The organism is Azospirillum sp. B506 (assembly GCF_000333595.1).
Classification (GTDB): domain Bacteria; phylum Pseudomonadota; class Alphaproteobacteria; order Azospirillales; family Azospirillaceae; genus Azospirillum.
Map to the genome: position 1 here is coordinate 1 of NZ_BADK01000731.1, position 11,521 is coordinate 11,521.

The 11,521-nt window shown below is 67.8% G+C and carries 11 protein-coding genes; 5 read left to right on the forward strand and 6 right to left on the reverse strand.

Translation table 11 applies throughout. The annotated features are described in order from the left end of the window. From I71_RS22305 to I71_RS22330, 6 genes are all read right to left on the reverse strand, one after another. The coding region (locus tag I71_RS22305; RefSeq protein ID WP_042698414.1) for a putative 2-aminoethylphosphonate ABC transporter permease subunit at positions 1-1,444 on the reverse strand (1,444 nt) is incomplete at its 3' end. Then, positions 1,441-2,526: a putative 2-aminoethylphosphonate ABC transporter ATP-binding protein gene (locus I71_RS22310; RefSeq protein WP_042698417.1), complete on the reverse strand. Its 1,086-nt coding sequence runs from the start codon at positions 2,524-2,526 to the stop codon at positions 1,441-1,443. The genes I71_RS22310 and I71_RS22305, both read right to left, overlap by 4 nt. Before the next feature lie 71 nt (positions 2,527-2,597). Next, positions 2,598-3,644: a putative 2-aminoethylphosphonate ABC transporter substrate-binding protein gene (locus tag I71_RS22315; protein ID WP_042698420.1), complete on the reverse strand. Its 1,047-nt coding sequence runs from the start codon at positions 3,642-3,644 to the stop codon at positions 2,598-2,600. A gap of 231 nt (positions 3,645-3,875) precedes the next feature. Next, on the reverse strand, positions 3,876-4,982 hold the full coding sequence (locus I71_RS22320; RefSeq protein WP_042698423.1) for a M14 family metallopeptidase: 1,107 nt from the start codon (positions 4,980-4,982) through the stop codon (positions 3,876-3,878). 21 nt (positions 4,983-5,003) lie between these two features. Then, positions 5,004-5,774 (reverse strand): GNAT family N-acetyltransferase, encoded by a 771-nt coding sequence (locus I71_RS22325; protein WP_307189020.1) that lies wholly within the window; start codon positions 5,772-5,774, stop codon positions 5,004-5,006. 205 nt (positions 5,775-5,979) lie between these two features. Continuing rightward, positions 5,980-6,792 carry a DeoR/GlpR family DNA-binding transcription regulator gene (locus I71_RS22330; protein WP_042698442.1) on the reverse strand — a complete coding sequence of 271 codons (813 nt, stop codon included), beginning with the start codon at positions 6,790-6,792 and terminating at the stop codon, positions 5,980-5,982. Between the two features lie 207 nt (positions 6,793-6,999). On the opposite strand from I71_RS22330, the gene I71_RS22335 reads away from it, so the two are divergent. From I71_RS22335 to I71_RS22355, 5 genes are all read left to right on the forward strand, one after another. Then, positions 7,000-7,815, forward strand: a complete 816-nt coding sequence (locus I71_RS22335; protein ID WP_244433989.1) for an ABC transporter permease — start codon at positions 7,000-7,002, stop codon at positions 7,813-7,815. After that, on the forward strand, positions 7,812-8,837 hold the full coding sequence (locus I71_RS22340) for an ABC transporter ATP-binding protein (RefSeq protein ID WP_042698429.1): 1,026 nt from the start codon (positions 7,812-7,814) through the stop codon (positions 8,835-8,837). Before I71_RS22335 ends, I71_RS22340 begins: the two co-directional genes overlap by 4 nt. Positions 8,838-8,899: 62 nt before the next feature. Then, complete coding sequence (locus I71_RS22345; protein ID WP_244433990.1) at positions 8,900-10,012, forward strand: extracellular solute-binding protein; 1,113 nt, start codon at positions 8,900-8,902, stop codon at positions 10,010-10,012. A 40-nt stretch (positions 10,013-10,052) separates the two neighbouring features. Then, positions 10,053-10,883, forward strand: a complete 831-nt coding sequence (locus tag I71_RS22350; protein ID WP_042698435.1) for an ABC transporter permease — start codon at positions 10,053-10,055, stop codon at positions 10,881-10,883. Beyond that, the coding region (locus I71_RS22355; RefSeq protein ID WP_049976254.1) for a hypothetical protein at positions 10,870-11,521 on the forward strand (652 nt) is incomplete at its 3' end. The genes I71_RS22350 and I71_RS22355, both read left to right, overlap by 14 nt.

Sequence of the window (11,521 nt, forward strand, 5' to 3'; positions counted from 1 at the left end):
AGGTCGACCACACCGGCACCTTCAGGCTGGCCGATACCGCCTCGAACTCGGCATCCAGCTGCTTCAGCGCGGTGACGGCGGTCAAATGGCTGACGGTGTAGAAATGCGCCACCGTGGCCAGAACCAGGATCGCCATGCCGTGATAGAGCCATCCCAGCGGGTTCCACGGCGCGTTGAAGAAGAAGATGTAGGCGAGGCCCAGCACCATCCCCGGCACCGCCAGCGGCAGGATCGCCAGCAGCCTCACAATCCCTTTCATCGCCGCGCGCCCAGGCGCCCGTTCCACCAGCCAGGCGCCGGTGAAGACGATGACGGTGCCGGCCAGCGCGGTCCAGAAGGCCAGGGTCAGGCTGTTGGCGTAGCTGCTCCAGCCCGCGGAGTCGAACTCGGCGAAATCGTAGTTCGCCAGCGTCGGCGTCAGGTTGTAGGGCCAGAAGGTGACGATGGAGGCGAAGCCCGCCACCCCCAGCAGACCCAGCAGAAGGCCGCCGACCAGCGTGCAGAACAGCAGGGCCAGCCGGTCGCCGACCGGGCTCACCCGCGGCTGGAACGGCACCGAGCGGGCGGACAGCTGCGCCATCTGCCGGCGCTGGCCGAACCAGTCGGCGACGAAGGCCAGCACCGCCGGCAGCAGCAGGACGATGCCGACCACCGCCCCCATGCCGAAATTCTGCAGGCCCACCACCTGCTTGTAGACGTCGGTCGCCAGCATGTTGGTGGAGCCGCCGATCACCTTGGGCACGCCGAAATCGGTGACCACCAGCGTGAACACCACGAAGATGGCGGAGATCAGGCCATAGCGCACGCCGGGCAGGGTGATGGTGACGAAACGCTTCCAGACGCCGGCCCCCAGCGCCTCCGCCGCCTCGTACAGCCGGGCGTCGGAGGTCGACAGCGCCACGGTGAGGATCATCACCGCATGCGGGAAGGCATAGAAGACCTCGCCCATCACGATGCCGATGGGGCCATAGATGCTCTCCCCCATCAGCAGGCCGCGCAGGATGCCCTTGTTGCCGAACAGATAGACCAGCGCGATGGCCGGCAGCAGCGATGGCGCCAGCAGCGGGATCTGCGCCAGCAGCCGGAACAGCCCCTTGCCCGCCATGTGGGTGCGGGTCAGGCAGAAGGCGTAGAGGAAGGCCAGCGCCACCGTGATGGCCGTGGTCAGCAACGACAGCGTCAGGCTGTTGACCACCGAGCGCACCAGCGTCGGCGCCTCAAGGAAGGCGGCGAAATTGGCGAGTCCGACAAAGGCGCCGTCGCGGTCATAGACGCTGCGCAGGAACAGCGCGCAGAGCGGCAGCAGGGCGAACAGCGCCAGGAACAGCGCGACCCCGCCCATTCCCAGCCCGAACAGCCAGCGCTCGCCCGGATCGACCGGCCGGCCGGAATGGCGAACGGTGAAGAAGGAGGACTTCGGCGCGGTCACCTTCAACATGCTCATCGCGCGGCCTCGAACACGCGCAATCGCTCGCGCGGCAGGGTCACCGCCAGCCGGCGGCCGGATGCCAGCGACAGGTCACGCACCAGATTGGCCGACAGGTCGGCGGTGACGCGGGCGTCCCCCAGCCCGTCGGCGGCCAACCGGGCGCGGTGGAAGGGGCCGAGGAACTCCAGGCTTTCGATCACCGCTTCCAAGGTGTTGGCGCCGCCGGCCGCGCGCACCTGCACGTCCTCCGGCCGCAGGCAGACGGTGACGGCGGCACCGGGGGCCGCGTCGGACAGATGGTCGCCACCGCATTCGAAACGATGCACGCCCAGCCGCACCTGCCCCGGCGCCTCCAGAACGCCCGGCAGGAAATTCATCGCCCCGACGAAATCGGCGACGAAAGGGCTGGCCGGCTGGCGATAGACCTCGTCGGGGGTGCCGACCTGTTCGATGACGCCGTCGTTCATCACGACGATGCGGTCGGCCATGGTCAGCGCCTCTTCCTGATCATGGGTGACCATGATGGTGGTGATGCCCAGCCGGCGGTGCAGCTCGCGGATCTGGCGGCGCAGATGCAACCGCACCCGCGCGTCCAGCGCCGAGAGCGGCTCGTCCAGCAGAAGCAGGCCGGGGGACGGCGCCAGCGCGCGGGCCAGCGCCACCCGCTGCTGCTGGCCACCGGAAAGCTGCGCCGGGTATTTCGGGCCTGCATCGGGCAGGCCGACCAGCGCCAGCAGTTCCTCCACCCGCGCCCGCTCGGCCGCCCGCCCCAGCTTCAGGCCATAGGCGACGTTCTTTTGCACGGTCAGGTTCGGAAACAGCGCATAGGATTGGAAGACGATGCCGTAATCGCGCGCCGAGGGCGGCAGCCGCGACACGTCGCGGTTTCCCAGCCACACCATGCCGCCGCTCTGCGGATCCAGCCCAGCGATCACCCGCAACAGCGTGGTCTTGCCGCAGCCGGACGGCCCGAGGAAGCAGATGAACTCGCCACGCCGGATGTCGAGCGACACGCCCTTCAGCGCTGTGAAGCTGCCGAATGTCTTGACGATGGAGTCCAGGCGGAGATGGGGCGCGGCGGCTGTCTCTGCGTTCATCGGCGGCTTGTCCTGGCAGGAAACGGAAAGGACGGGCGGGCACGTCCAGGCGCCCGCCCCTGCGGTCGGCCTCAGCTCTTCGGTTCGGACTTGGCGCCGTAGCGCTTATCCCAATCCGCCAGGATGCGGTCGCGGTTGGCCGCGGCCCAGACGAAGTCGTTGGCCTTGTTCATCGCCGCTTCCGCGTTCTTCGGATAGTTCGGCGTCTCCTTGGTCACGCCGGGATGGGCGGTAACCTGATAGAAGTTCACATACTGCTCGTTCGCCTTGCGGCTGGCCGCCCAGTCGGCGAGCACTTTCGCGGCTTCGGCCTTTTGGGTGCCCTTGACGATGGCCGTCGCCTCCATCTCCCAGCCCACCCCTTCGGAGGCCAGGATGACGTCGATGGGCGCACCCTTGGTCTTCTGCTGGGGCCCGGTGTATTCGATGGAGATGCCGATGGGATATTCGCCGGCCGCCGCCATCTTGCAGGGCTTGGATCCCGAATGGGTGTAGAGCGCCACATTGTCGTTCAGCCTGTCCATGTAGGACCAGCCCTTGTCCGCCCCCATGGTCTGCAGCCAACCGGACACGGCGAGGAAGCCGGTGCCCGAGGAGGCCGGGTTCGGCATGACGATCTGGCCCTTGTATTCCGGCTTCAGCAGGTCGGCCCAGGAGGTCGGCTTCGGCAGCTTCTTCTTCTCGGCCTCAACCGTGTTGAAGCATATCGCCGCCATCCAGGCGTCCATGCCGACCCAGGCCGGCGGGGTCTTGGCGTCGCGGAAGCTGGCCTTGAGCTCCTCGGCACCCTTCGGCTGATAGGGCATCAGCATGCCCTGGGCGTCCAGGATCATCAGGCTGGAGGCGGCGAGCCCCCACACCACGTCGGCCTTGGGGTTGTCCTTCTCGGCCAGCAGCTTGGCGGTGACGACGCCCGTGGAATCGCGCACCCAGTCGATCTCGATGCCGGGATTGTCGGCCTCGAACGCCTTCTTGTAGGGGGTGAGCTGTTCGTTCTCCAGCGCAGTGTAGACGGTCAGGCGGGTGGCTGCCCCGGCTCCCGTGGCGGCCACCACGGTTGTCGCGGCGGCCAGCAGCGCAAACGCACAAGTCCCAGGCAGAGTGGTGCGGCGGATCATCAGGAAGCTCCCGTGGTCGGATCGGCGGTGTCTGGAGGCGTCCCGGAACGGCCGTGTCCGCCGTCCCGGTACAGGAAGCCTCTCTACGCCCAAGCGCCCGTTCACTCCCGTTAAGCTTTGGTGACGCCGTGTTGGTAAAAAATCCTCCCCCATGCCAGCGGCCGCGTCGCGTAGACGGCCGGATCAGCCGTCGCTTTGCCGGAACGTGTCGGCGTCGACACCTGCGCCGATTTAATCAGATTGATTGAGGCCCGCCAGAGCCCGCCGGATGACGGACCTCGACTGACCGAGGACCATGCCTTTCCAAACCGCGGACTGGTCGTAGAAGGCGGCCAGCATTTTGGTGCGGATGCGCTGTCCCTGTGTCGAGATGGGCTCTCCATACCGGTACAGCCAGGCATCCGCACGCAAGGCGTCGAACGTGTCTTCAAGAGCGCTGACGCCAAATTCGAGCGTGATCGCCGTCACCTCCGCATGGGGCAGCAAGCGAAGGATGCCGATCAAGCCATCGCCCGACAGGTCGGCCGAGACGGAGCTGCCGTCTATGCTGGATGTGACGCCTGCGCCGAACCAGCGGGCTGCCCGTGTGAAGACTGCGGTGTCGCGGCGTTCGCTCACGATCTCCTCGGCGACACCCCACGCCCCCAGTCCTGTGTGGTAGTCGATGACCACCACCCGGCGAGCGGCGGACAAGCGGCCGGTGAGAATTTCTGACAGCATGCATCGTGCGCGGGTTGGCGCCTGGCCACCATAGAACATTCCCCGAGGATCGGTGTATTGCCCACCGGAAACGACGGCCTGGAACCTGGGGAACCCATGTACGCCGATGTACGCGCCGAAGACTTTGGCGCTGGCCGCCCGCGATTTTGGCGTCCATGTCCTGGGCACCAAGGCTTCGCGCAGCATCTCGTAGTCCGGGTTTTCCGGAAGGCAAGTCTCGAAATCCACCCAGTTGCGGTTGAGGTCGACGTTCTCTTCGGTCACGCGGCGGGTCCAGGCGAAACCATGGGGGTTGGCCGCATGAATGAGCAGCGCGGCCGTGCCCTCCGGCATCCGCATTGCTTCGCCGCTCCGCATCCAGTCGACTTGGGCACCGGAGCCGCAATAGCCCTCCACGCCGTGGACTCCGGAGATCAGGGTCAGTACACGCTCTGCCTGACGCGGTCCGATCCAGGCGACGTCGGTCGACAGAGCCTCGCCATCCGGTCCGAGCATCGGACTGGCCATGCACTCGACGTCGGCCTCAACCGCGTCCGCCGCCGCCCTGAACTTGGCCCGCGCTTCCGAATAGCTGCTGCTGAAACTCTGGGTCCTGTCGGTGTTTTGCTTCCCGCGCATTGGCCCACCTGGACGAGAGCATCAGTGGGTACGGTTCAGAAAATGCTTGGCGTACTTGCCCGACAGATCATCCATTGGGACGATGAGGCAAACATCGGTGGTGTTGAACTCTCGGTCGATGACGGCGCCGTCGCCAATGCAGCCACCGACCCGCAAGTATCCTTTGAGCAGTGGAGGAAGCCCGGCCACGGCCGCACGGGCGCCCAGTTGCTTCACCACCGTATCGCCCGACGCTGCCGGTATCGGCAGGCGGTCCAACGCAACGCGGCGGTCCGGCAGGGCCCGTGTCCGGAGAGCCGGCGGCGCAAGATGATGGCGGTGCAGATAGGCGAGCATGGGAGCAAGCGCGTCGATGTCCGTGCCGGGCAGGCTGGCACAGCCGAACATCAACGAGATGTCATGCTGCAGGATGTAGGCGGCGATGCCCTGCCACAGCAGTTGCATGGTCGCCCCGTTGCGGTAAGCCGGGTCGACGCAGGACCGTCCAAGTTCCAGCAGTTCGCCGGGATGATCGAACAGTGGAGCGATGTCGAATTCGGTGGCCGAATAGAAACCGCCGCACCGTTCCGCCACAGACCGCCGCAGAAGGCGGTAAGTTCCGACGATCGCGCCCCCCATCTCACGGTCCAGCGCATGATCGAGGATGATGAGATGGTCGCAGACGGCATCGAAGGCGTCCACATCGCGGCCAGGAACCATGCTCACGAGCGTGGCTCCGAGTTCATCGTGGAACACGCGGTAGCGCAAGGCCTGTGCGGCGTCGATTTCCCGGGCGCTGGTGGCCAGCCGCACCTCGAAGCGTGCCGCAGCCTGGGACGCTATGGGGGCTGACACGACGTTCAGAGTCCACGAGGCCAAGTGCCATCCTCCCGTTTATTCCTCCTCAGTCATGCCCGAGATGCGCGACTCTATGATGAAGCGGTGGCGACGGTCATGTTACAGACAACCAAAAAGGCACCGTGGCCAGCAAACCAGATGCCGGCTTGACCGAGTGCTGCTACAGCTGCCGCTCCCCGCCGTTGGCGACCTGCACGGCCAGACGAGCCATCTCGAACGCGCGGCCCAGAGCGGCGGGCGGCGGCGAATCCGTGACCAGAAGCCCGAAGTCGCCGGCCGGGGCGATGCGGACGATGGCGGAACGCGCGAATTTGCCGGCGTCCGCGACCGCCACAGACCGGCGCGCGGCGGCCATGGCGACCCGCTTGATGCCGATTTTCTGCATGTCGAAATCCATCGGCGCACCGTCCTCATCAAAGCCGGAAATGCCGATCACCGCCAGATCCAGCCGGCAGCGCTCCAGCGTCGCGATCACCGCGTCACCGACCAGCGACCCATCGGCGCCATGCACGACGCCGCCGGTGACGAACACGTCGATGCCGGGCCGGCCGGCCAGCAGGCTTCCCGCCGACAGGCTGTTGGTGAAGACATGCAGCCGCCGCTTGCCGCGCAAGGCCCGCGCCACCGCCTCCACCGTCGTGCCGACATCGAGGAAGACCGACGCCCCCTCAGGCACCAGCGCCGCGACGGCGGCGGCGATCCGCTCCTTGCCCTGCGGCGCGATGGCCTGCTTTTCGACATAGCCGAGCCGGACCGATTGGTCGCGCACCCCAGCACCGCCATGAAAGCGCTGGAGCAATCCGACGCCGTCGAGCCGGATGATGTCCCGCCGGATGGTCTGGTCGGACACCGCGAAATGATCCGCCAATGCCTCGATCGTCACGAAGCCCCGGTCGCGGATCAGCGTCAGGATTTCCCGCTGGCGCAGCGGAAGACTCTGTTCCGGGTCGTGCCCTTTCCCATGCGCCGTCATGCCGCCCAAACCCCACGCCGGATGGTTGTGGAAGAAAACGATCAGGTTCTTACAGCAAGCCTCCGCCGCTGACAAGCGGGAGCCATTGCCCGCCACGGTTGCCCACACCCGTGACAGCGCTGGCTTCCCGTCGAAATGTCCAGGAATTGCAGCCGGACGGTCACAAAAGGATCATGGAGCCGTGCTATGTAAGAAAACGATCAGAGCGTGATCGAAATCTTACAGACCCGGCACCTCATGCCCATCGTCACCGCCCTCTACCTGCTGTATCTGGCCGCCCCCATTGCCCTGCTTGCCATCGGGTCGGTGGGGCAGTCCTGGACCAACAGCCTGTTGCCCAGCGGCCTGACCGCCGGATGGTACGGGCAGCTCTGGTCCGACGCCAGCTTCCGCCGCGCCTTCACCGTCAGCCTGACCGTCTGCACCGCGACCTGCGCTGTCACGGCGCTGATCGGCGTTCCGCTCGCCTACGCGATCTATGGCGCCTCGCGCCGGGGCTTGCGTGCCGCCGCCCGCGTGCTGTTCCTGCTGCCGGTGGCGGCACCGCCGCTGGTGCTGGGGTTCGGCTTCATCCTGGTCTTCTCGTCGGACAGCCTGCCCTTCCTCGGCAGCGGCTGGTTGCTGGTCGCCGGCCATGTGGTCTCGACCCTGCCCTACCTGATGCAGACGCTGGTGGCCGACATGCGCCATCTCGATCTCGTCACGCTGGAAACGGCGGCGGAATCGCTGGGTGCCGGTTTCCGTCAGCGGTTGTTCGGCATCGTGATCCCAAGCCTGCGCCAGAGCCTGTCCTCCGGCCTGATCATGGTGGCGGCCCTGTCGATCGGCGAATTCCAGCTGTCCAACCTGATCGCCGGTTTCCTCTCCCGCCCCTATCCGGTGGTTCTGCTCCAGGCCTTCTACGGCGCCACCGGCTTCGCCTGCGCCGGCACCATGCTGCTGCTGCTGCTGGCCGTTCTGTCCGCCCTCGCCTCGGCTTCGGCCGGGCGCGGGCTTCCCTCCAGGAAAGGGACGCCGTCATGAGCGTCGTCGTCGACTCCCTCGCCTTCCGCTATCCCGCCGCCGGGGCGGGCCTCGACGGTATCAGCCTCGCTGTGGCGCCGGGCGAGTTCTGCGCCGTCATCGGCCCGTCGGGCTGCGGCAAATCCACCCTGCTGAAGCTGATCGCCGGCTTCCTCAGCCCGGCGGCCGGGCGGATCCGGATCGCCGGGACCGACATGACCGGCGTGCCGCCCCGGCTGCGCAATCTCGGCATCGTCTTCCAGAATTACGCGCTGTTCCCCAACATGACGGCGCTGGAGAATGTCGCCTATCCGCTGAAGCTGCGCGGCGTCGGCCGGGCGGAGCGGCTGCGCCGGGCCGGTCAGGCGCTGGAGCGCACCCGTTTGTCGGGGCTGGCCGACCGCCACCCCCGCCAGCTCTCCGGCGGCCAGCAACAACGGGTGGCGTTGGCCCGCGCCCTCGTCTTCGCCCCCGGCGCCCTGCTGCTGGACGAACCGCTGTCGGCGCTGGACGCCGCCCATCGCGCGGCGATGCGGGACGAGATCCGCGCGGTGCAGCGCGAACATGGCATCGCCACCCTGCATGTCACCCACGACCAGGAGGAGGCGCTGTCCATCGCCGACAAGGTCGCGGTGATGCGCGACGGCGCCCTGCTCCAGCTCGCCAGCCCGCAGGAGCTGTACGACCGTCCGGCCGACCGCTTCGTCGCCGGCTTCGTCGGCCACGCCAACCTGTTCGACGGCATGGTGAGCGGGCCGGATCTGGTGGAGACCGCCATCGGCCCGCTGGCCTGCGCCACCGAGGGCCGCCCGGTTGGAACCGCCGTCACCCTGCTGGCGCGTCCGGAGGCGGTCCGCACCGATCCGCCCGACGATGCGGTCAACCGCTTCGGCGGGACGCTGGTCCGCGACCGCTTCCTCGGCTCTCTGCGCCGCTACGACCTCGCGGTGCCGGGCGGCACGATCCTGGGCGAAACCCTGTCCCGCGGCGACATCCGCTCGGTTCAGATTCCGCCGGACTGTCTGCGCATCCTTCCCGCCTGACCCGCATTTTCCCCTTCCCCCGCCGGCCCCTCCCGCCGGCCTCCCTGGAAAGGCCTGACCTGATGAAACGCCTGATCACCGCGGTCGCCCTGTCGGCCGCCGGCCTGCTGACCGCCGCCCTGCCGACCGCCGGCACCGCGCTGGCCCAAGCCACCGCCGTCGAGGCGGTCACCGCCGGCGACGAGCTCTATCAGGGCGAACGCGCCCTCTACGAACAGGCCCTGAAGGAGGGGTTGGTCGTCTCCTTCGACACCGGCCCGACCTGGGCCAACTGGGCGGCGGAGTTCGCGGCCTTCAAGAAGCGCTATCCCGGTGTCGAGATGACCTACAACGATCTCGGCTCCGCCGCGACGGTGGTGGCGCTGGACAAGGCACGCAACCGCCCGCAGGCCGACACCGCCTATTACTTCGCCGCGTCGGCCTTCGACGCCATGGCCAAGGATGTCGTCGCCCCCTTCAAACCGGTGAATTTCGACAGGCTGCCCGAGGTGTTCCGCGACCCCGACGGCAAATGGTTCACCATCCATTCGCTGACCGTCGCCTTCGTCGTGAACACCAAGCTGGTGAAGGAGGTACCGAAGAGCTGGGCCGACCTGCTGAAGCCCGAATACAGGAACAGCGTCGTCTATCTCGATCCGCGCTCCACCGGCATCGGGCAGGTGATCAGCTTCGCCGCCAATTTCGGCAATGGCGGCGACATGGATAACCTCCAGCCCGGCTTCGACTATTTCGCCCGCCTGCACAAATCCGGCAACGTGATGCGGGTGGAGGGCACCACCCCCTACGCCAAATTCGTCAAGGGCGAGATTCCGATCTGGATCTCCTACGAGAACGACGGGCTGAAGGCCAAGCACACCGACGGGCTGGGCGACGCCGTCTCCGTCGTCATCCCGGCCGAGGCGTCGGCAGCCGCCCCCTATGGCATCAGCTTGGTGAAAAACGGCCCCAACCCGAACGCCGGCAAGCTGTGGCTGAACTTCATCATGAGCGCCAAGGGCCAGGCCATCTTCTCCGAGGGCTATGTCCGGCCGTCGGTGCCGGGTGTCGCCTTGCCGGCCGACATCGCGGCGAAGCTGCCGCCAGCCCCGCAGGTCCGTCCCCTCGACGTCAAGCTGGCGGCCGACCGCAAGGCGGCGGTCGACGCCGGCTGGACCAAGGCCGCGCTCGGCAAATGAGCCAGTGCACCCACGGCATCGCATCGCAAGGTCAGGGATCATGAGCAGATCGCCCTTTCTCCTGCTGCTGCTGGCGGTGCCGGGGCTGGCGCTGCTGATCCTCTTCTTCCTGCTGCCGCTGGGCGCCGTGGCGTGGCAGGCCCTGGCCGGAGACGCCATCCAGCGCGTCTTCGCCCAGGGCGACCTGCTGGCGGCGCTGGGCAACTCGCTGCTGTTGGGGGTGGAGGCGGGGCTGGCCTCGGTGGTGCTTGGCGTGACCGTCGCCCTGCATCTTGCCCGCCTGCCGCCGGGCCGTCGCGCCCTGCTTCAGGTGGTCATCGCCCTGCCACTGACCTTTTCCGGCCTGATCGTCGCCTACGGCTTCATCCTGCTGCTCGGCCGCGCCGGCTTCGCCACGCTGCTGCTGGCGGAGCTGGGCGCCGATCCGGCGGCGATCGCCGCCTTCCTCTATGACCGGCCGGGGCTGGTTCTGGCCTACAGCTATTTCCTGACGCCGCGCGTGATCCTGACGCTGCTGCCGGTCTTCGCCAATTTCGACCATCGGCAGACCGAGGCGGCGGAATCGATGGGGGCCAGCCGGATGCGCGCTCTGATCGACATCCTTGCCCCGCAGGTGACGCCCACCGTGCTCGCCTCCTTCGCCCTGGTGACGGCGGTTGCCTTCGGCGCCTATGGCACGGCGCTGGCGCTGGTCGGCACCCAGATCAACATCCTTCCCCTGCGGCTCTACAGCCTGATCGCCGACGCCGGCGCCGATTTTCCGCTGGCCGCCGCCCTGTCAGTGCTGCTGCTGGCCGTCTGTTCCTTCCTGATGGCGGTGGCGGAGATCGCCGCCGCCCGTTCCGAGGCCGATCCCCATGTTCGAACTTGACCGCGACACCAACCGCCTGCACCACGCCGGCTGTCTCTTCGATCCCGTCAGCCGGGGCTGGAGCGGCGGCCCGGCGCCCGCCGGGGCGGAATCGCTCGACCCGGAACAGGCGTTGCACTGGCTCCAGACCCAGGGCGGTCATCCCCTGCGGGCGCCGGTCGGGGTGATCGGCCCGAACGAGGCGGCCGACGTCGCCCTGGCCGCCGCCCGCGCCACCGGCGCCATCCTCGCACGCTGTGGCCTGACCCTGCTGTGCGGCGGTCGCCAGGGGGTGATGGAGGCGGCCTGCCGTGGTGCCACGGAGGCGGGCGGCCTGGGCATCGCCCTGCTGCCGGGCGCCGACCCCGCCACCGCCAATCCCTATGCCGGCATCGTGCTTGCGTCTGGCATCGGCGAGGCGCGCAACGCGCTGATCGCCCAGGCCAGCCACTGTTTGATCGCGGTCGGCGACAGCTATGGCACCCTGTCGGAGGTGGCGCTGGGACTGCGCCTGGGCAAGACCGTCTTCGGGCTGGCCGGCGCCGCCGCGATCGAGGGGGTGCGACATCTCGCCGACCCCACCGCCCTGCCGGAGGCGCTCGCCGCCCATCTGTTCGGACTGGACGGTCGCCTCATAAAAACGCCCTGCATGGGCGATT